Raw genomic sequence first — 20,873 nt, 5'->3', positions numbered from 1 at the left:
TCATACGAATTATCTCACCGTAGACGGTCGGTCACGAGCGTTGTTCTAATGCTGGCGCCGGTGATCGACCGGCGCTTTTTTGCAGGGTTCAATCCGATTGAGACGCCCATGAGCACGACCACATCCAAGCCGTCCAAGCCCGCCGAATCGTCATCTCGGCGCATCTCCTACGGCGCGCTTGAAGAGGAGATTCTCGCATTCTGGGAACGGGAGAATATCTTCGCGGCCACGTTGGAGAATCGTAGAGATGCACGGCCGTTTGTCTTCTACGAGGGACCGCCGACCGCCAACGGGAAACCCGGCATCCACCATGTCATCTCGCGCACGATCAAGGACTTGGTCTGCCGCTACAAGACCATGAAGGGGTTCCGCGTCGACCGCAAAGGCGGCTGGGACACGCATGGGCTGCCGGTCGAAATCGAAGTCGAAAAGCGGCTGGGGCTGAAATCCAAGCAGCAGATTCTCGACTACGGAGTCGACAAGTTCAATGCCCTCTGCCGCGAGTCGGTCTTTACCTATAAGAAGGACTGGGATGCGCTCACCCGCCGTATCGGCTACTGGCTCGACCTGGACAACCCGTATGTCACTCTCACCAACGAGTACATCGAGTCGGTCTGGTGGATTCTCGCGCAATTCTTCCAACGTGGGATGCTCTACGAGGGCCACAAGGTCGTCCCTTACTGCCCGCGCTGTGGCACGGGCTTGTCGAGCCATGAAGTGGCGCTGGGATACGACACGGTCCAGGACCCGTCGGTGACCGTGACGATGCCGTTGGCCGATGACCCCGACACGTCGTTTCTCGTCTGGACCACGACGCCCTGGACGTTGATATCAAACACGGCGCTGGCAGTCGGCGAAGAGATCGATTACGTGCTGGCCGTCAAAGATGGAAAGAAATACATCCTCGCCGCTGCGCGCGCCGATGCGGTGCTGAAGAATGGGTTCGAGATCACCAAACGATTCCAGGGCCGTGAGCTGATCGGCAAACGGTACTCGCCGATCTTCGACTTCTTCACAGACCAGCCCGAAGAACGGATCTTCAGCGTCCTCCCAGCCGAATTCGTCTCGACCGATGACGGGACCGGGATCGTGCACATGGCGCCCGCCTTCGGCGCCGACGACTACGAGATCGGACGGCGCCACGGCCTGCCGCTGCTGCAGCCGGTACATCCCGACGGCACGTTTGAAGACAGGATCGCACCGTACGCCGGGCAGTTTGTCAAGGATGCCGACAAGCAGATTATCAGGGATATCCGCCATGCGGGCCGTCTCTTCGATGCCGGGCAGATCGAACACACCTATCCCTTTTGCTGGCGCTGCGACACGCCCTTGCTGTATTACGCGCGCCGTTCGTGGTACATCCGCACGTCGGAGTTTCGCAAACAACTTTTGGAAGCCAACGGCAAGATTGCGTGGTTCCCGCCGGAGATCGGCACCGGTCGTTTCGGCGAGTGGCTCGAAAACAATGTCGATTGGGCGCTCTCGCGCGAACGGTTTTGGGGCACGCCGTTGCCGATTTGGGTGTGCGAGAGATGCAAGGAGTCGACGGCGGTTGAATCGGTCGCTGACCTGCAATCGCGCGGATCGCATGTCCCCGACCCGCTCGACCTGCACAAGCCGCATGTCGATGACGTGACGCTGACATGCAAGTGCGGTGGCGCCATGCGCCGCGTGCCCGAAGTCATCGACGTCTGGTTCGACTCCGGCGCGATGCCCTTCGCCCAGTGGCATTACCCGTTCGAGCACAAAGACGACTTCGACCGTCTCTTCCCCGGCGATTTTATCAGCGAGGGAGTCGACCAGACACGCGGCTGGTTTTATTCGCTGCATGCCATCGCGGTTCTGTTGACCGGACAGCCGTCATACCGACGCTGCCTCGTCAACGATTTCATCCTGGACAAAAGCGGCCAGAAGATGTCCAAGAGCCGTGGCAATGCCGTCGATCCCTGGGATGTGATCAACAGTGACGGCGTCGATCCTCTGCGCTGGTACACATTGTCGGTTTCGGCGCCGTGGCTGCCGACCCGTTTCGATCCCGCCGCCGTCACCGAGGTGCGCAACCGCTTCTTCGACACCTGGAACAATACGCTGTCGTTTTATGAGCTGTATGCCGGGATCGATCGGATCGACACCCCGGAGATTCTGAGACGTCCGGCGTCGTCGAACGAATTCGACCGGTGGCTGGTATCGCGCACGGCCAGCGTGATCGCGGCCGTCGATCAGGCCTACGAGGGGTTCGACATCACGCGCGCGGTCCGCGGCATTGCCGATTTCCTGGTCGATGACATGTCCAACTGGTATGTGCGACTGAATCGACGCCGCTTCTGGATGTCGGGCACCGGAGATGACAAGCTCGGTGCCTTTGCATCACTGGCGCGCACGCTGCTGGCCATCGCGCAAATGGCCGCACCGGCGGCGCCATTCTACGCGGAGTATTCCTATCGAAGGCTGGTAGGGGAAAACGGCAGCGGCGTTTGGCCGCGCTCGGTGCATCTGACCGATTTTCCGAAATCCGAACGGTCGGCCATCGATCTGTCGCTTGAGAAACGCATGGGAGCGGCGCAGCGGATTGTCGGTTTGGGGCGCACGGCGCGCACGCTGGCGCGGCTGAAGACACGTCAGCCGCTGGCCGAGGCGGTGGTCGTGATGCCGACGGACTGGTCGGGCGCCGATGTCGAGCCGATGCGCGCCCTGATCGCCACCGAATTGAATGTCAAAAAAGTCGCGCTGCGCGACGCCTTGGGAACTCTCGGGCGATTGACGATCAAGCCCAACTTTCCGGCGCTGGGCAAGAAAATCGGCCCGCGCATGAAGGCACTGCAGCAGGCGCTGTCGGCCTGGACCGATCACGACATCAACGAGTTTCGCCGTCGGCAGAAGGGAACTGTGACGGTCGAAGGCGCCCCGATCTCGCTGGGAGGCGCAGACCTGATCATCGGGGTCGCCGCTGCCGATGGATACCATTGCGAGGCGGACGGATCGCTCATCGTCGGGATCGACACCCGCCTGACCGACGACCTCACCGCCGAAGGGTACGCGCGCGAGCTGATCAACCGCGTGCAAAACACGCGCAAGGCGATAGGACTGGAAGTGACCGACCGGATCCGGCTGACCGTGCGGACAACCCCCGCGGCCCTGGCCGGCATCACCGCGCACAAAGACAGGATCAAAAGCGAGACATTGGCGGTTGAATTGACGCTGGCTGAGGGAGCCGCTGACAACGGCGATGCCCACCAAGTAGACTTGAACGGCCAGCCGGCAGCTATTACCATTGTCCGCGCCGACTGACCCCCGAAGGGCGGTGGCGACACAAGGAGCATGCATTGAACAAGAAGGACCTCGACAAGTTTGAGAAGCTACTGCTGGAGCGTCGGGCGGGACTCATGGCCGATATCGGCCACCTGCGGGAATCGACCGCCAATTCGACTCAGACCGAAGCGGCCGGCGATCTGTCGACGCACGCGTACCACATGGCCGACCTGGGCACCGATGCCAACGAACGCGAGAAGTCCTTCTATCTCGCCTCGAAATCGGGACGCTTTCTCTACCATCTCGATCAGGCCTTGCGTCGCATTGCCGATGGCACGTATGGAAACTGTGAAATCTGCGGCAAGGAAATCTCCCACGCGCGATTGGAAGCAGTTCCGCACGCCCGCTTTTGCATCGCCTGCAAGGAAAAAGAAGAACAGAAACAGGCCGGACGATAATGCCCAAGCGGATGTGCACAGCGATGGTTTCACGCCGATGAGCGGGACAATCCCGGCCCCGCCGGAGGGGTCCGAACGCATCCTGTCCGACCCCATTCACTCGCGAACTTCCCCATCAGCATCGGAAATTCCGATCCCCCGGCACGCAGCGGGGATGCTGTGGCTTTTGTCGGCGTGCATCCTGACAGCCGATCAACTGACCAAGTGGATCATCCGGGTGGCCATGGAGCCGGGGGACTCGGTCGGAGTCTTCGGCAACTGGCTGCGCATCACTTCGGTCCGCAATCCGGGCGGCGCATTCGGTCTGCGTTGGGGCCATGTCGGCATCTACTATGCCGCGGCGATTCTGGTGAGCATTTGGATCATCCGGCAGATTGCGCGCGCCGGATACACGCGCCGCCTGTCGATCTGGGCACTGGCGCTCATTCTCGGCGGCGCGTTGGGCAATCTCGCCGATCGCGCGATCCATGGCGAGGTCACCGACTTTGTCGACGTTGAGTTTGTCGATCTGACCATTCCCGCCTTCGATTTCGGCTTCATCCATCATCCCGGCTATCCGATGGACCGCTGGCCCACGTTTAACGTCGCCGACTCGGCGGTGAGCGTCGGCATCGTGCTGTTGCTGCTGACTCTTTGGTATGATCCGATTGTCTGCCTGTCGCGCAAACGACGCGAAGCATTGGCCGCGCGGGACACGCCGACCTCCTCTCCGTCACCCACAATGGATTCCGTCAGTGACACCGCTGCAGACGGACCATAACTCATTTGCATTCGACGCCGACCCTGCAGACGAAGGCGAGCGGGTCGATAAGTTTCTGGCCGGGCGACTGACAGATTGCTCGCGCGCGCAGATTCAACGCGCGGCCCTCGCCGGTGCGCTCCTGATCAACGGAGTCGCGGTGAAATCCAACAGTCGCCTGCATGACGGGGACCGCGTTGCCGTCACGCTGATGCGAGCCGATGCCGACGATGTGCCGCCCCAGCCCGAACAGATCGCGCTCGACATCGTGTATGAAGATGACGACATCATCGTCGTCAATAAACCCGCGGGCATGGTCGTGCATCCGGCGGTCGGCCACCGTACCGGAACTCTGGTCAATGCACTGCTCGGACATGGGACGCTGACTCCCGTGGCGGGCGATCGGGGAATGCGCCCGGGGATTGTCCATCGGTTGGACAAAGGCACTTCGGGACTGATGGTCGTCGCGCGCAATGAACGCGCACATCACCTGCTGGCCGAACAATTGCGGAGTCGGACGCTCACGCGCATCTATTGGGCGGTCTGTTGGGGACATCTGCGCAAAAGCGCGATCGAGATCGACGCCCCCATCGGCCGTTCCCGGTCGGACCGGAAGAAAATGGCGGTGACTGCCAAGGGACGTGAGGCGAAATCCCATGTGCGTGTTTTGGAGCGATACGAGCTGGCCGATTTAGTCGAAGTGAAACTGCAGACGGGGCGCACCCACCAGATCCGTGTGCATTTGTCGCAGGCGGGGCACCCTCTCGTCGGCGACACCGACTACGGCGGCGGTGCGCAGCATCTGCGCGGCATCGATCCGCACAGACGCCTGCTCGGACGTAGGATGCTGGAGGCGATCGATCGTCCGGCACTGCATGCCCGGGCACTCGCGCTGATCCACCCGGGTACAGCGACGGCGATGGAATGGACCGCCTCGTTGCCGGAGGACTTCATTGCGCTCACTCAACTGATGCGATCGGCCCAATCCAGAGCCGATCATTAACCGCTTGACTTCAATCCCATCGAATCGCACATACTTTCTGCAGTAAGCTTTCCGTCAGTACACCCGACTTCGCTTGAGCGCCTCACAAACTCACAGGTGTCGCCGATACGTCCGGCGGCACTCAGGCAGGGCTATTGACAGAGGAGGGAGAAGATGGCGAGAAACATGCGTCGCGTCATCATCGTTGGAACGGCGATTGCGTGCGCCACGTCGCATCTGCATGGATCGGAGACATCTCAGCCCGGCACAACGGATTCCGGGATGCTGACGACGGACATCAGATCGGGTAACAATGGCGTCGTGACCGCCGAGAATCCCGCCACAGACCTTGATCGCGGCTCTCCTGAACCGGTCACACAGAATCCGGATGTGACCGGAATGATTCTGCCGGATCGATCCGGCTCATTTGTTCCGGAGGATTGCCCCATGGGCGGACCGTCCCCCGGCAACAGTGTCGTCATCGAATCGAAGTCCGTGACCCTCGGCGCAACTGGGGTTACTGTCGGCATATATCTAACCAATAGTGTGACAGTCGAAGCTGTCGTGCTACCGTTGGAACTGCGCACGGTGACCGGTGGGGCGTTCGTTTCTGACAATGTGAATTTCCAGCCGCAGGGACGTATCGCCGGGCTGTTTCCTCCCGATTATCAAGTTATTCGTTTCTTCGATATTCCGTCGGCTCAGACTTGCAGCGGGCCGGTGTCACAAACATGGTCTGAGTCCACGAGTCCCGCCAACCTCGGCGTGTCTCCAGACGCGGTCTTTTATGCCGGAGTTGGAGAACAGAACTTCCTCTCACCGGGGACCGATGGAACGCCCGGAGCGGGAACACCATCCTTTCAATTGACTTTCGATGTTTCTGCCGCCAGCGGACAATTCGAGATCGACACGTGCTGTGTCACGCCGGACAATTTCCTCGTCTTCGTCGACAACTCTCACATCTGCCATCCCCCCGAATTCACCAAGGGCGTCATCACCGTCCTCGACTGCTCCTGCCCGTTCCCCGGAAACCCGGACGGCTCGGGTGGAATTACAACTTCTGATCTCGCCTTGGTCATCGATGTGGCTTTCGGAGGCGGAACTCCGACATTCGACCCCGACTGCCCGGTTGCACGCGAGGATTTCAATTGCGATGGCGTGGTCAATGCCATTGATGTCGATCTAGTGACCGAGCGAGTTTTCTTGAATGGCGCACCTCCCTGTCAGCCCTGCGATGGCACGATACCTCCTGTATGTGAACCCGGTAGTCCCTCGGTCGGCAATAGTCTGGTCATCGAGTCGAAGACAGTTGCGACGGGAGCCGCTGCCGTGACGGTCGGCGGCTACGTGACAAACAGCGTGGGTATCGAGGCCATTGTCGTGCCGCTGGAGCTGCGCTCGATTCAGCCCGGTGCATTCATTGCCGGCAATTTCAGTCTGACCGTGCAGGGACGGCTGGCAGCGGCGGGTCTGGGCAGTGGAGCGGGTCGGTACTTTACCACCCCGAGCGCGTCCAATGACTGCAGCGGTCCCGTGTCGCAATCGTGGGCCGTCTCGACCGCTGCGGCGAACCTGGGTTCAAGCCCTGATGCGGTCTCATACCTGGCATATGGAGCAAGCGCAACGTGCATGGCGTCTGGGACGGATGGTTCACCGGGCTCGGGTACTCCATCGGTCCTGCTCACTTTCGATGTTACAGCGACGAACGGCCAATTTGAGATTGATACCGCCTGCGTGACACCCGCGAACCATCTCGTGTTCATCGAGTGCGGTACGCGCACGTGCCATTTGCCCGAGTTCACCAAGGGGATCATCACCATCGGCGTGCCACCCGGTTGCGCGACCGCGACAACAACCGACCCCTACCTGCTGGCCTGCCCCAAGGGCGATGTAGTCTTCAGCGTCCATCTCAAAGACCAATCCAACATGCCGATGGTCGGCTACAGCGATGTCACACTGGATTTTTCTGATTGTGTCGGCAGCGAGTTTGTGCCGCAGCCCGGGCTCTATCCCTCGTGGCCGATCGTGCCCGCCGAAGTCGCCAGCGATGCCGACGGCGAGGTCATGTTCTCCATCGCGGCGGGCGGCGACTGCCCCGACTGTGACGTGACGATCACCACGGGTTGTGGATTCTCGACGACGGTGCCGGTGCGCTCGACCGATGTTGACGGCGACAATTGCGTCACGCCCGACGATCACGATGACGCGCTGGGCGATTGCCGCGACTTGAACGCCGATGGCGAAGTTGACGATCTGGACTCCCAGCGCCATGTCGCGCACTGCTGCGATCACTGCTTCCCATCCGGACCGTGCGAATACCTGACACAAAAGCTCGGCTTCGATCCCGAGGGCGGATTCGAGCCGGACGACACGGTCACCGTCCGCTGGTTGGTTCAGAACAACCCCGCTGGGGACGCCTGCAACGTCGACTCGGTGGTGCTGTGGCAAAGCGTTGCCAGTGCCACACCGACTTGGGAACGCATCGACGTGATCACGTTGGGACAGACGCTGCTGCCCGGCGGCGTGATCGAAGACTCCAGCGTGACCCTAATCGTTCCCAATTACCGCGACATGTGTCTGGAAGCCAGACTCTACACCGATTGCTGCGATTCCTTCAATGTCGCCGCGACTTGTGCTGTGATCACGCGGCAGTGCCCACCGGCAGCGACCTGCTTTGTGTTTTATATCCGTGACTTGGTCGACGCCGACGAAATTGTGACCCGCTGGTCCGATCCGCTTCTGCTGGCGCTGGGTTGGACATACGAACCGCCTAAAGACACGGTGATCGACACATTCGGGGTCGGCTTGGTCTCGCTCATTCGCATCTGCACGTCGGATCTGACTCCGGTCGGATCGTCGGGAACGCTCACGATTTATTACATCAAGGCGGGGCAGTCGGCCCGTCCGATCTCCTGCACCGTCAAACAGGACTACTTTGAGGGCGACTTGTGCGGGGGACCCAACCGGACGCCCAACTGCAGTGTCGATGTGTTCGACATCGTGTGTTTGATCGGATATATCTTCCGCGCGGAAGCGCCGCCTGAACCCGTGGAACACGCCGACATCAACTGCGACACCTTCACCAACGTTTTCGACGTCGTGCGTCTGATCGACTACGTCTTCCGCGCGGGGCTTCAGCCGCCCGACTGCGACGGCGGACCGGCGATCAACCAGTAGACGCATGCGCATTGTCGTGGCACGACACCGGGCCGCCCGACGGCCCGGTGTATGCTCATGCACGTCGTCGTCTCCGGGCACGGCTTGTCGAAACCCCGATAAAACCGTACCATTGGCCGCCGGTCGCGGCAGCGGCCGTTGGAAACGGCATACTCTATGGACCAGCAGTTCATCCGCAACTTCTCCATCATCGCGCACATCGATCACGGCAAATCGACGCTGGCTGACCGTCTGCTGGAAATGACCGGAACGATCGAGCAGCGTCGCATGCGCGAACAGGTGCTCGACAGCATGGACCTGGAACGTGAACGCGGCATTACGATCAAGTCGCACGCGATCCGCATGCGGTACACAGCACGCGGCGGACAAGAGCACGTCTTAAACCTGATCGACACGCCGGGGCATGTCGATTTCAACTACGAAGTCTCGCGCGCCCTCTCGGCCTGCGAGGGAGCCGTGTTGGTGGTCGATGCCGCGCAGGGCATTCAGGCGCAGACGGTCGCCAACGCCTATCTCGCCATCGAAGCGGGTCTCACGATCATCCCGGTGCTCAACAAGATCGATCTGCCGGCGGCCGATGCCGCGCGTCACGGTGCCGAGCTGGCCGATCTGCTCTCCTGCGAACCCGGCGAAGTCATCCGGCTGTCGGCCAAAGCCGGGACAAATGTCGAAGAGCTGTTGGAGGCGATTGTCCAGAGATTCCCGTCGCCGCGCGGCAACCCCGAAGCGCCGCTGCGCGCGTTGGTCTTCGACTCGACTTACGACACCTACCATGGCGCGATCGCGTATGTGCGCATCGTCGATGGCGAACTCAAGAAGGACGATCGCATCCGCTTCTTCGCGCACAAGGGCGAATACGAAATCGAAGCTGTCGGGATTTTGCAGTTGGCGTATGTGCCGACCGGACGCATCGCGGCCGGGGAAGTCGGCTACTGTACGGCGCACATGAAGGACATCCACGAGGCGCGCGTCGGCGACACAATCACCACGGTCGAGAATCCCGCGTCGGAGCGGCTGCCCGGCTTTCGCGCGATCAAGCCGATGGTCTTCTCGGGCCTGTTTCCCGCCGATGTGGACCGTTACGGCGATCTGCGCACGGCGCTGGAGAAACTGCGGCTCAATGACTCGTCGCTGACGTTCGTTCCGGAGCGCTCGCTGGCCCTGGGCTTCGGATTCCGCTGCGGCTTTCTGGGGCTGCTGCACCTGGAGATTGTGCGCGAACGTCTCGCCCGTGAATTCGGGCAGGCAATCGTCGCGACGGTGCCGAATGTCGAATACCATGTGACCATGAACGACGGTACCGTGAGGACCGTGGACAATCCCGCCGCTGTTCCGCCCCGGGGCGAGTACGAATCGATCGCCGAACCATATGTGCGCGCGCACATCATCTGTCCGGCGGATGCGCTGGGATCTGTGATGACTCTGGCCAACGGCAAGCGCGGCGAGTACCAGACGACCGAATACATCACCGGCGAGCGGGCGCGTCTGATATTCGATCTGCCGTTGGCGGAGATTCTCTTCGATTTCTACGACCGGCTCAAGTCGATCACGCGCGGTTACGGTTCGCTGGACTATGATCCTCTGGAGTACCGTGTCCGTCCGTTGGAAAAACTGGAGATTCGCCTGGCGGGCAAGGCGGTCGATGCGCTCTCAACGGTCGTGCACCGGGACAACGCGTATCGGCTGGGGCGCAAACTGTGCGAAACGCTCAAGGAACTGATCCCGCGCCAGCAGTTCGAGGTGGTCATCCAGGCGGCGCTCGGCGCGGGAAAACCGATTGCCCGCGAGTCGATCAAGCCGCTGCGCAAGGATGTCATCGCCAAACTCTACGGGGGCGATGTCACGCGCAAACGCAAGCTGTTGGAAAAACAAAAGGCCGGAAAGAAACGCATGAAACGCGTCGGCAACGTCGATGTGCCCCCGGAGGCGTTTCTGGCCGTCCTGAAGGTGTCGGACTGATCGAAAAGCACCCGGTCCGGTCACGGGACGGTCGTGGTGACGTCTTCGGGCAACAGCGGCGTCTCGTCGCCGGCAATGTACTCGTGCACGTCGATGCCCTCATCGTGTGGATCCAGCACGGTCATGATGTGCAGCCGGTCGGATGACGAATCGGCCGCATCGATGTGCAGCTTGAGCTCGCGTCTGCACGGCTGCCGTTCGGCATCCCGGACCACCATCACTTCGGGGCAATACAGATCGACCCCGTCGTTGCGAACGACGACAGCCACCGAGTTATCGGAGAGCCGCACCAGACTCCCGACCGGGAACACGCCGACGACGCTGACGAAGGCCTTCATGACGAGCGGATCGTACCACTCTTTGGCTCGGTACAACAGGCGTCGCATGGCCTCATCGGGCTGAATGCGGTCTCGTTGGTAAACGCGTCCCGATGTCATGGCATCGAAGCTGTCGCAGACGGTCACGATGCGCGAGAACAGATGCAGCGGTCGCGGGTGTGTCAATTTCGGGTAGCCGCTGAGATCCATCTTCAGGTGGTGCTCAAATGCGACGGCGATCGCCGCGCCGCTCTGTCCATCGAGGACACGCATCGCGGCAATGGTCATCGCCCCGAAGATCGGATGCCGCTGCATTTGCAGCCAGTCGTCGTCATCGAACTCCGACGGCTTACTGATCAGATCGCGCGGCAGTTTGACTTTGCCGATGTCGTGCAGGAGCGCGGCGATTCCCAGATCGGCCAGCGCCGTCCGGTCGAGCCCCAGGCGCATCCCGACAGCGATCGAGTAGATCGCCACATTCACCGAATGGAAGAACGTGTACTCATCGAAGTCCTTCAGCGTCGAAAACTCCAGGAGCATGTCCTCGTCGTGCGCCACCTCGTCGATCAGTTGGTGGACAACGCGCTCGACCGACGATCCCTCGAACGAGCGGTTGTCGCGGACGCGTTCCCAGCAGTCACGGACGATCCGTTCGGAACGCACAAAGAGCGCCCGCGCGCGGCGTTTCCGTTTGACGCGCGCGTTGGTTGCGGATTGTTCCCCCGCATCGGTCTGACGCGACGCGGTGTGGGCCGCCAGCGGAGCCAGCGTGATGCCGCTGATTCCCAACGTCTCCCACATTGCCGTGAGCGCGTCATACGGTACGGCGACGCGGCGGTCGGCCTGCGCCAACGCAAAGAGCGCGCGGTCGACCTGGTCCGTCGAGGCGTCAGGGTTGATGGTAATGCCGCCCAACCCCAGCTCGGCGAAGCGCGTCGCGAGTGAGCGTCCGAATCCGAAGTCGCGGTCGTAGTTGATGCGTTCGCCGTTGACGAATATGTAGTCGTCCTGATACTGAATGGCGAACGAGCCGCCCAGGTTGAAGGTCGCCTCCAGCGCCTGGATCAATTCACCCCGTCGCGACTGGTAGGCATGGTTGTTTTCATCATAGACGGCGGCCGCGCGCCAGGTGGCGAAGAATGCCTTGAGTGCGGAGAGACGGACGGCCCGTTCTTCGGCGCTCATCCCCCGTGCGGCGGTCCGTTCATTCATTCCTCGAAATCCTCCAACACATCGTCGTGCGTGCCGGGATGCGCCTGCGGCGCGCGTAAATGTTGCAGCGCCGCCCGCGCGGCGGCGGCGACCGCTTCGTTGCGGTCGTGGCTAAGCTCCTCGAGCTTTTCGCGTGCCCGCGAGACGGTCGCATCGGCCAGCGAGTGTGTGGCCGCGACGCGCACCGCCTGCCAGCGGGAGCGTCCGAAGAGCCGGTTCTTCCCGATCACATCGACCAGATCGGAGACGGCGCGTTCCCCGCCGAGACGCACATGCGCGACGAACATCTCGCGCAACTCCTGCGGGTCCTTGTCGGGCATCGAGTCATCATCGGCCACCAGCGCTCGGATCTCATCGCGCACGGCCGGATCCCCTGTTTGCCCCAGAACACGCAGCGCGCGCTTGCGCAGATCGACTTCGCCGTCTTTGAGAAACTCACGGACCAGCACATTGGCATTGCTGCCGCCGATCTTTGCTGCCGCGCGCAGGGTCTCGAGCCGCACGCGCGCGTCCGCATGGGAGGCCGATCGCCGCAGGAACGTCAACGCGCGCTCATGTCCGATCTCACCGAGGATCATCGCCACGTTGCGCACGACGAACCAGCGCTTGTCGTAGATGAATCCGCCGACCAGATCGATCGTATCACGACCCTGTTTACTCAGGAACTCGCACACCATCATGCGCGCGGGACGTCCTTCGAGCGTGCCCAGCATCGCCGTGATCGGCATGATCGCCGGCGACCCGTACAACGGCAGCAACGCGCGTATCGCCTCCAGATCGGTCTGCGGATTGGCATTGAGAAACGAGGCCAGCCGCTCGAAGTGATCGCGACGGCAGATCCGGGAGATCGCCTCGCGAATGCGTCGCTGCAGATGCGAGTCGGTCTCCGGTTCCAGCGTACGCAGCGCATCGATGATCTCGTGCACCAAATCCCAGCGCGCGTTCTCGACGCAGCGTTCGACCTGTCTTTCCAGCACGGCGACCGTCTCCTCGGCCACGCGCGTGTCCTCGGCCGCCCGCAGAATTTCCAGGAGAACGTCCAGACCCAGCTTTTCCGGAGCAGACTCCCTGAGCTCCCGTGCCAGGATCGCGACGCGCGACTTTTCTTCGGCGGTTAACGCGGTGACATCGCCGAACACCTGCACGATGTGCTGGAAGCGCTGCCTTTGGACTCCCTGGTATGGTCCTTCGTCGACTTCCTCTTCGCCATCCCCCCCGCCGCCGGGCTCGCCATCGGCCGTTTCACCGCCGCCGGTGCCGCTGGCATCGACAAAGCGACGATGGATGTTTTCCAGCGTCGGTGAATCGGCCGCTTCGATGTATGCCCCTTCGACGATGCGGTCGACCGTGCGGTGCTTGATGTGCGGCAGACCGGCCTCCCACAGTTCGTTCGCCATGTCGACGGACACCGAACCCGCCGCAAACGCGCTGGCCAGCACGTCGAGGAAACGGTCGGTCTCCTCGCGCGACACGCCGGTGGCAAAGGTGATCTCCCGTACGCCGTCACGGAAGAAAAGAAAGGAGAGACTCTCCTCACCGGCATTCTCCTCCAACACCGTCTCACCCTCGTAGGCAAAACCGCCGTCAAAGGTCGTAAGCGTGAATGATCCCTGTTCGTCGAGATGGCGCGTGAGCGCGTCGTGAAACTTCTCGCGGAATTCGTCGGGAAGCGGATTCGTCGGCGGGTACAGACAAATCGTGCGCACGGCGCGTGTCCACGTCGTGCAGAATTCGCGCAACGATGCCAGGACATCGCCGGCGATGTTGTGCAGCCCGCCGCCGCTGCCGGCGGCCGCCCCCTTGTCCCCGAAGTCGATGTAGTTGTGTTCGACCATGAGTTCGCCCTGCATCTATATGTATCGGCATCCCGGCCCGGCTCTGCAGAGACACTGCCGCAGTCAAGACGTTCTCTGACAATCGATTAGATGACCGGCCGCCGACCCGAAGGCACAATCGGATTGACGTTGACCCTGCAGTTTGGGACATCTACTCTGCGCGTCATGCAGAGGCCCAGAATCCGTGCGTCCTGGCTGGTCTGGACGATCGTCGTGTGGATGCCTGCGGTGGCCCATTCCGGGGGTAATCGCCTGGAAGACATACCGCTGGATTCCTGGGTTTATGATGCGGTCTTCGAGTTGTCGACCTTGGGACACTTTGGGGAGTTGCTGCTGCACACCAGACCGTACACACGCGGGGACGTTGCCGAGGCGATTGCCGAACTACCGGATGGCGCGGAGGTATTGACGCCGGGAGAGGCGATCCTTTGGAATCGCCTCCAAGATGAATTTCATGAAGAACTGGCTGCCGCGGAGCACGAGGAAATCCAATCTCCCCAACGTGTGCGGCTGGGGGCCGGTCCTACAGCGCGCGCCGACCACACCGAGGATGGGTATGGTAAAAACCGGGTCGGGTTCGATGTGACGGCCGCATTCACTGATACGAAGCATCTGGCAGCGCGGACCCGGCTGCGGGTGGATTCGGATGGGCGCTTCGGCACCCTATTCGGCGGCCAATACTGGAGAAACAAATTTACGGCATGGATCGTCGATCAGGCAGTGATCAGTGCGCGTTTCGGGCGCTTGGCGATCTCTTTTGGACGCGAATCCTGGCGTTGGGGGCGCTCGCCCCGCGATGCGATGCTCATGTCCGATCATTCGCCGCCGTTTGATGGACTGCGGGTCGTTTATCATGGCGGGCGCTGGAGTTATGCATTCCATACGACGCGGTTGGATGGCATGACGACCAATGAGGAGGGTCCGGTCAATCGATACCTGTCCGCACATCGCGTCAATTGGCGCCCGCACACGCGACTGGAACTCGCCCTCTCGGAAGTGATCGTATTCGGCGGGCCGGGCCGTCACTGGGATTGGTACTATCTCAATCCCCTGCTCCCGTACTATTGGGAGCAGCTCAACCAGGGTCAGGACGACAATCCACTATGGAATATCGAGGTCTCATGGCGGGCGATGTCCGGCCTGGAACTGTACGGCGAGTGGATGATCGACGACTTTCAGATCGACTTTGTCACGGAACCGCATCAATTCGGCGTGTTGACCGGCGTGGCCTGGTGGCCGCGTCCGTGCGACAACCGCCTGCTGATCAACGCCGAGTATCAGCGGATCAATACGTTTGTCTACGGGCAGAATCGTCCGTGGAACCGCTATCTGCACTACTATGACTTCGACGGCAATGCCATCGGCATCGGTTCGAATCTCGGAACCGATGCCGACCGGATCAGCATCCGACCGCGGTGGCACCAGTCCGGCCTCTTTGACTTCGTCGGGATGTTCGAATACGTGCGCCGTGGAGCCGACCGCCTGACGACGCCCCAGCAATCCGGCGTCCCCTTAGACGTGCCCTTTCCGTCGGGCACCGTCGAACGCACGCTCAGTTGCGGATTGGGAGTTCACGCACAGCAGGGCGCGCATATCATCGTCGATTTGCTGGCAGGGTATGAAACCGTGGACAATGTCGGCAATATGGCGGGCAGAGGCCGCAGTGGGCCCTTTGTCCACTTTAAGCTGGCCTCGCTCTGGTGGGCGACCCTTGGCATCTGATCAACCCGCCCGAACTTGCCATGTCCGTGCACCCGCCAAAATCAACCTGGGACTGCGCGTGCTTGGCAAACGCAGCGACGGTTACCACGAGATCGACACGGTCTTCGTGGCGATTGATTGTTACGACGATCTCGAATTTGAAGGGACCGATTCGGGCGGGATTGCCCTGAGTTGGCGGACTGATGACCCCGACTTCCCCACGCACGATCTGACCGGCGACGATTCGAATCTGATCGTCCGCGCGGTGCGCCTTGTCGAACGTGAGCGCGGCCTGACCGCGCACCTGCGCATCGGCTTGATCAAGCGCATCCCGATCGCCGCCGGGCTGGGGGGCGGGTCGGCCGACGCGGCCGCGACGCTGGCGGCATGCAACCGGCTGCTGGGACTTAATGAAACCGCTCGGACGCTATCAAACTGGGCAGCGCAATTGGGGTCGGATGTCCCCTTCTTTCTGGGACCGCCGTGTGCCCGCGGACGGGGGCGCGGTGAAATCTTGGAACCTGTTGAGTGCTCGACCGACTGGTGGGCGCTGCTGGTTTGCCCTTCGATGCGGCTGTCGGCCGCCGAGGTCTACGGGGCTTTGCGCTTGACAGGTGATCGGCCCTTTACCGATACTCTCCCCAGGCTGGCAGGCAACGGCTTCATCGCCGCCATCGGTGGTCTCCACAACGACTTGGAGCAGGTGGTGATCGGCCGGGCCCCAGTGGTACAGCGCTGGCGCTCCCAGCTTTCGCATGCGGGGGCGCGTTGTGTGCTGGTGTCGGGCAGCGGGCCGACGGTCGTTGGAATCTTCGACTTTGCGCCCGATCCCGAAACAATCGGGATGGGGCTGTCACCGGGTGATAGAATGATCGTGGCCCGGCCTGTCGCGACCCGTTCCGCGTTGATCATCGGGTGACGATGGGCCGAACGAGGCAACAAGGAGCGGCCCGTGGAAATCACCGAAGTCCGCATCACGCTGCGCAACGAGGACAAACTCAAGGCGTTCGCCAACGTTACATTCGATGAGGAGTTTGTCATCCGCGGATTGAAGGTCATCAACGGCACCAACGGGTACTTTGTGTCCATGCCCTCGCGGAAACGTTCGGACGGGACGCATCAAGACATCGCCCACCCGATCAACAATAAGATGCGCGAGAAGCTTGAGAAAGCGGTGTTGTCCGCCTACGAGGACGAATTGAAGTCGGCCGGTTCGCCGCGCAGCGCGGCTACGGCCGATTCAAAGGAGAAGCCAGACTCGGCGTCCGGCGACGATTAGGCATAGTCGGCCGGGCCCGCCACCAGTACCAGGGCGCCTGAGAAGTATTTCTGGGGCGTCGTCAAGCGGCTAAGACACGGGCCTTTGGAGCCCGCATTCCCAGGTTCGAATCCTGGCGCCCCAGCCAACCGGTAACTGTAATTCTGCCATAGAGGTCCGTCAGCTTTGCGCATGCCACTGGAGTTGAAAATCATCACGGGCAATTCAAACCGTCCGTTGGCGCAGAAGATCGCTGTGCACTTGGAACGGCCCCTGACCAAGTGCACCGTGACGCGTTTCTCCGACGGCGAGGTTTTCGTGCAGATCGATGAGAATGTGCGCGGCTCCGACCTGTTCATCGTCCAATCGACGAATGCGCCTGCCGAAAACCTGATGGAATTGTTGATGCTCATCGAGGCGGCGCGGCGCGCCTCGGCTCGCCGGATCACGGCGGTCATCCCGTACTACGGCTACGCGCGCGCCGACCGCAAAGACCAGCCCCGCGTGTCGATCACCGCCAAGCTGGTCGCCAATCTGATCACCGCCGCTGGCGCCGACCGCGTGCTGACAATGGACCTGCACGCGTCGCAGATTCAGGGGTTTTTCGACATACCGTCGGACCACCTCTACTCGGCGATCGTGTTCAACGACTACTTTCTCAAGCTGGGGATCAAGGACCCGGTCGTGGTTTCACCCGATGTCGGGTCGATCAAGATGGCCCGTGCCTTTGCCAAGACGCTCTCCTGCGGTCTGGCCATTATCGACAAACGGCGTCCGGAGCCCAATCGTGCCGAAGTCCTGCACATCATCGGGCAGATCGAGGGCAAGTCGGTGATTCTGCGTGACGACATGGTCGACACCGCCGGGACACTGACGGAGGGCGCCCGGGCGGTGAAGGCGCATGGGGTCCAGCACGTCTATGCCTGCTGCACTCATCCGGTGTTGTCGGGTCCGGCACTGACGCGGATCGCGGAGTCGCCGATTGAGCGGCTGGTTGTGGCGGATACGATCGACACGAGCGCGCGGAAATTGCCCCCGAGCATCGATGTCGTCTCGACGGCCGCGTTGTTCGCTGAGGCCATCGGCCGAATCACAGAGGAAAAGTCGGTCTCGCAGTTGTTCCCCCCGGAACCCAATGGGGCGTCGGACCGGGATGAACAGAGAGAACGCGAAGAAATCCCGCCAACGCAAACCCGGCGGTCATCCGTACCAACACACACCCCGACCCGAGCACGGTCGTAAGGTCCAACTCAGGAGCCCATTCACATGAAGACACTACCGTTATCAGCGCGTCCCCGCACCGCCTCCGGTAAAGGAGGCGCGCGCAAGCTGCGCGCGACGGGATCGGTACCCGGCATCCTCTACGGCGAGAAAACCGATCCGATGACGCTCACCATACCCGCGCGGGAGATTACCCTGCTTTTGAAGAAGGCCTCATCGGAACATTCGCTCGTCGATCTGACAGTCGAAGGTGGCGACGGCGCCGAACTGGCCCTGATCAAAGAGGTACAGCATGATCCCATCACCGAAGACATCCTGCACATCGATTTGCAGCACATCCACGCGGACAAACGCCTCCGCGTGACGGTGCCGGTGCACTTGATCGGTGTTCCCGACGGCGTCAAGAACTTCGGCGGAATTTTGCAGCACGCGCTTCGCGATGTTGAAGTCGAAGCGCTGCCGGTCGATATCCCCGACTTCTTCGATGTCGATGTCTCGGCATTGAACATTCACGAGGCGATGCACGTCAGCGACCTGAAAGCCGAGCGCGTCACGATCGTCACCCCGCAGGAGCGGACAGTGGCCTCAGTCGTGCCGCCGACCGTCGTCAAGGAGACGACGCCGGAAGAAGCGGCCGCCGCGACCGCCGCCGAATCGGCTGCCGGCGCTCCCGAAGTCCTGACCGAGCGCAAGATGGAAGAGGGCGAAGAAGAAGAGCCCGAGGGCAAGAAGGAGAAAGAGAAGAAAGAAAAGAAAGAGAAGTAGGACTCCGGACTTTGATTTCTCCGGGACAAGAAAATGCCACGGGACATACTGCGGTGTGTCCCGTTTTTGTTTGTGACAAGCACAACTCCTTCGCTTGACCAGTCGCCCGTTCGGCACTTTAATGCCCAAGGCACCAGTTCCCAGCAGTTTGCCCAGACCCATGCCCCTCCTCGGACACCAGACATTCAGCCCCCGCATGGTCGGGCGGGGCCTGCGTGCGCTCGTCAACCCGTATGTCCCGGTCTTGGCACAGGTGGTGGTGACGCGCCGCTGCAACCTCAGTTGCGGTTACTGCAACGAGTACGACGAACACTCCGCCCCGGTCTCGACCGAAACGCTCACGCGATACATCGATCACCTGGCCGACCTGGGCACGACGGTCATCACCCTCACCGGCGGCGAAACGTTGCTACATCCGGAATTGGACACTGTCATCCGGCATGTGGTCGCGCGGGACATGGTCTGTACGTCGATTTCCAATGGCTTTCTCTTAACGCAGGAGTGGATCGAACGGCTCAACGACGCCGGGCTCAAACTCCTGCAGATCTCCGTCGACAATCTCGCCCCCAACGACACCTCCCAAAAGTCGATGACGGTGCTGCGCAAGCGGCTGCCGCTGCTGAAGCAGTATGCCAGGTTTGACGTGAACATCAATGCTGTGCTCGGTTCCTGTCCGGCCACCGAGACCCGGCTGTTGGCGCGCGAGGTGCGCGAACTGGGGTTCTTCATGACCGTCGGCCTCCTGCACGGCCACGACGGCATGCTCGATCGCGGACTGTTGGAACAAAGCGACCTGGAGGAGTTGTACACCGAGCTCAACGGATACCGTCGCCGCTCGCCATTGCACAGCTTCGGCGAGGGCTGGGAGCACGAGATGATCAGTACCGGCCAGAGCGACTGGAAGTGCCGCGCCGGTGCGCGATACCTGTACATCGACGAATTCGGCAAAGTCTCGTTCTGCAGCCAGCGGCGCGGCGAGCCCGGTATTCCGCTGCTCTCCTTTACGCGCGAACACGCCCGTGTTTTCTCACGCCAGCGCAAGGGGTGCGAGCTCGGCTGCACCATTGCATGCGTCCGGCGCGCCTCGTCACTGGACCGGTTCCGGTCGCAGGAACCCGAACCCGACATCATTCTCTCCGGCGAGCCGGTCACCGACGGTGTCGCCTGATTCAGCGGCAACAACCGCCGACTGCGCTTGCCGCTTGCTCCGATGCGGCGGCGGCGCCATTTTGATCGTGTGAGCGAAGCCATTGATCACGGTCGCGGTCAGCCCGCGATTGAGTTGAGTGCGGTCGATCTGATGAAGTCGTATCGCAGGCGGCGCGTGGTCAACGGCGTCTCCGTCACGATTCGCACCGGCGAGGTGGTCGGACTGCTGGGTCCCAATGGCGCCGGCAAGACGACGACCTTCTACATGACCATCGGCTTCATCAAACCCGAATCGGGAGAGGTCTGCCTCGGCACACGGACGATTACGCGGCTGCCGATGTACAAGCGCGCGCGGCTCGGAATCGGGTATTTGCCGCAGGAGCCGTCGGTCTTTCGCAAGATGAGTGTCGCCGACAACATCCGCGTTGTGCTGGAAACGCAGCGCCTGTCGCGCAGCGAACGCAAACAGCGCCAGGAGGAATTGCTCGAAGAGTTGAACATCGCGGCGGTCGCGCGTTCCCAGGGGTATCAACTCTCCGGAGGAGAACGGCGGCGCGTCGAGATTGCGCGCGCATTGGCCCTGCGACCCCGCTTCATGTTGCTGGATGAGCCGTTCGCCGGTATCGACCCGATCGCCGTCGAGGACATCCAGAGCATCGTGGCCCGCCTCCGCGAAAAGGGGCTGGGAATCCTGATTACCGACCACAATGTGCGCGAGACGCTGGCGATCACCGACCGCGCGTACATCATGTGCGACGGCGAAATCCTCAAGGAGGGCACCGCCCAGTTCCTGGCCGATGATCCGGAGGCGCGGAAGATCTACCTGGGCGAGAAGTTTCGCCTCGACTGAC

15 protein-coding genes and 1 tRNA gene are annotated in these 20,873 nt (G+C 61.7%); 14 read left to right on the top strand and 2 right to left on the bottom strand.

All coding sequences use genetic code 11. The features are described from left to right. The first annotated feature begins 108 nt into the window (after positions 1-108). The 6 genes from ileS to lepA all read left to right on the top strand — a co-directional run bounded on the left by ileS (position 109) and on the right by lepA (position 10,564). Positions 109-3,288 (top strand): isoleucine--tRNA ligase, encoded by a 3,180-nt coding sequence (gene ileS, locus VGB22_00300; protein HEX9749718.1) that lies wholly within the window; start codon positions 109-111, stop codon positions 3,286-3,288. Between the two features lie 35 nt (positions 3,289-3,323). Further along, positions 3,324-3,707 (top strand): TraR/DksA C4-type zinc finger protein, encoded by a 384-nt coding sequence (locus tag VGB22_00295; GenBank protein HEX9749717.1) that lies wholly within the window; start codon positions 3,324-3,326, stop codon positions 3,705-3,707. Positions 3,708-3,744: 37 nt separating this feature from the next. Continuing rightward, positions 3,745-4,467: a signal peptidase II gene (gene lspA / locus VGB22_00290; GenBank protein HEX9749716.1), complete on the top strand. Its 723-nt coding sequence runs from the start codon at positions 3,745-3,747 to the stop codon at positions 4,465-4,467. Beyond that, a complete protein-coding gene (locus tag VGB22_00285) occupies positions 4,442-5,449 on the top strand; it encodes an RluA family pseudouridine synthase (GenBank protein ID HEX9749715.1) in 1,008 nt (335 codons plus the stop codon). Before lspA ends, VGB22_00285 begins: the two co-directional genes overlap by 26 nt. Before the next feature lie 153 nt (positions 5,450-5,602). Then, positions 5,603-8,605, top strand: a complete 3,003-nt coding sequence (locus tag VGB22_00280) for a hypothetical protein (protein ID HEX9749714.1) — start codon at positions 5,603-5,605, stop codon at positions 8,603-8,605. 156 nt (positions 8,606-8,761) lie between these two features. Continuing rightward, positions 8,762-10,564: a translation elongation factor 4 gene (lepA, locus tag VGB22_00275; GenBank protein HEX9749713.1), complete on the top strand. Its 1,803-nt coding sequence runs from the start codon at positions 8,762-8,764 to the stop codon at positions 10,562-10,564. Positions 10,565-10,584: 20 nt separating this feature from the next. Here lepA and VGB22_00270 read toward each other — a convergent pair whose 3' ends face one another. Together VGB22_00270 and VGB22_00265 are read right to left on the bottom strand one after the other, a co-directional pair. Beyond that, on the bottom strand, positions 10,585-12,093 hold the full coding sequence (locus VGB22_00270) for an HD domain-containing phosphohydrolase (GenBank protein ID HEX9749712.1): 1,509 nt from the start codon (positions 12,091-12,093) through the stop codon (positions 10,585-10,587). After that, on the bottom strand, positions 12,090-13,943 hold the full coding sequence (locus tag VGB22_00265) for a HEAT repeat domain-containing protein (GenBank protein ID HEX9749711.1): 1,854 nt from the start codon (positions 13,941-13,943) through the stop codon (positions 12,090-12,092). Before VGB22_00265 ends, VGB22_00270 begins: the two co-directional genes overlap by 4 nt. A 150-nt stretch (positions 13,944-14,093) precedes the next feature. Between VGB22_00265 and VGB22_00260 the strand changes: the two genes are divergently transcribed. The 8 genes from VGB22_00260 (at position 14,094) to lptB (ending at position 20,872) form a co-directional block, all read left to right on the top strand. Further along, positions 14,094-15,650, top strand: a complete 1,557-nt coding sequence (locus VGB22_00260) for a capsule assembly Wzi family protein (GenBank protein HEX9749710.1) — start codon at positions 14,094-14,096, stop codon at positions 15,648-15,650. Then, positions 15,547-16,548 carry a 4-(cytidine 5'-diphospho)-2-C-methyl-D-erythritol kinase gene (ispE, locus tag VGB22_00255; protein HEX9749709.1) on the top strand — a complete coding sequence of 334 codons (1,002 nt, stop codon included), beginning with the start codon at positions 15,547-15,549 and terminating at the stop codon, positions 16,546-16,548. Before VGB22_00260 ends, ispE begins: the two co-directional genes overlap by 104 nt. A 33-nt stretch (positions 16,549-16,581) precedes the next feature. After that, positions 16,582-16,908, top strand: coding sequence for a septation regulator SpoVG (gene spoVG, locus VGB22_00250; protein HEX9749708.1), 327 nt, complete (start codon positions 16,582-16,584; stop codon positions 16,906-16,908). 51 nt (positions 16,909-16,959) lie between these two features. Further along, a tRNA-Gln gene (locus VGB22_00245) sits at positions 16,960-17,035 on the top strand. Between the two features lie 44 nt (positions 17,036-17,079). Next, positions 17,080-18,129: a ribose-phosphate pyrophosphokinase gene (locus VGB22_00240; protein HEX9749707.1), complete on the top strand. Its 1,050-nt coding sequence runs from the start codon at positions 17,080-17,082 to the stop codon at positions 18,127-18,129. 24 nt (positions 18,130-18,153) lie between these two features. Then, positions 18,154-18,873 carry a 50S ribosomal protein L25 gene (locus VGB22_00235; GenBank protein ID HEX9749706.1) on the top strand — a complete coding sequence of 240 codons (720 nt, stop codon included), beginning with the start codon at positions 18,154-18,156 and terminating at the stop codon, positions 18,871-18,873. 160 nt (positions 18,874-19,033) lie between these two features. Further along, a complete protein-coding gene (locus tag VGB22_00230) occupies positions 19,034-20,041 on the top strand; it encodes a radical SAM protein (GenBank protein HEX9749705.1) in 1,008 nt (335 codons plus the stop codon). 69 nt (positions 20,042-20,110) lie between these two features. Continuing rightward, positions 20,111-20,872, top strand: a complete 762-nt coding sequence (lptB, locus tag VGB22_00225) for an LPS export ABC transporter ATP-binding protein (protein ID HEX9749704.1) — start codon at positions 20,111-20,113, stop codon at positions 20,870-20,872. Position 20,873: the final 1 nt, after the last annotated feature.

Source organism: Candidatus Zixiibacteriota bacterium (assembly GCA_036397555.1).
Taxonomy (GTDB): domain Bacteria; phylum Zixibacteria; class MSB-5A5; order WJJR01; family WJJR01; genus DATKYL01.
Note: the sequence above shows the minus strand (reverse complement) of the source record. Positions and strands in the feature narration are given on the sequence as shown.

Excerpts from the sequence above, each read along its gene's own strand:
- ileS (HEX9749718.1), top strand. The coding sequence starts at position 109 with ATGAGCACGACCACATCCAAGCCGTCCAAGCCCGCCGAATCGTCATCT.
- VGB22_00240 (HEX9749707.1), top strand. The coding sequence starts at position 17,080 with ATGCCACTGGAGTTGAAAATCATCACGGGCAATTCAAACCGTCCGTTG.
- VGB22_00280 (HEX9749714.1), top strand. The coding sequence starts at position 5,603 with ATGGCGAGAAACATGCGTCGCGTCATCATCGTTGGAACGGCGATTGCG.
- VGB22_00270 (HEX9749712.1), bottom strand. The coding sequence starts at position 12,093 with ATGAATGAACGGACCGCCGCACGGGGGATGAGCGCCGAAGAACGGGCC.
- VGB22_00235 (HEX9749706.1), top strand. The coding sequence starts at position 18,154 with ATGAAGACACTACCGTTATCAGCGCGTCCCCGCACCGCCTCCGGTAAA.
- VGB22_00260 (HEX9749710.1), top strand. The coding sequence starts at position 14,094 with ATGCAGAGGCCCAGAATCCGTGCGTCCTGGCTGGTCTGGACGATCGTC.
- ispE (HEX9749709.1), top strand. The coding sequence starts at position 15,547 with ATGAAACCGTGGACAATGTCGGCAATATGGCGGGCAGAGGCCGCAGTG.
- VGB22_00230 (HEX9749705.1), top strand. The coding sequence starts at position 19,034 with ATGCCCCTCCTCGGACACCAGACATTCAGCCCCCGCATGGTCGGGCGG.
- lepA (HEX9749713.1), top strand. The coding sequence starts at position 8,762 with ATGGACCAGCAGTTCATCCGCAACTTCTCCATCATCGCGCACATCGAT.
- lspA (HEX9749716.1), top strand. The coding sequence starts at position 3,745 with ATGAGCGGGACAATCCCGGCCCCGCCGGAGGGGTCCGAACGCATCCTG.
- VGB22_00265 (HEX9749711.1), bottom strand. The coding sequence starts at position 13,943 with ATGCAGGGCGAACTCATGGTCGAACACAACTACATCGACTTCGGGGAC.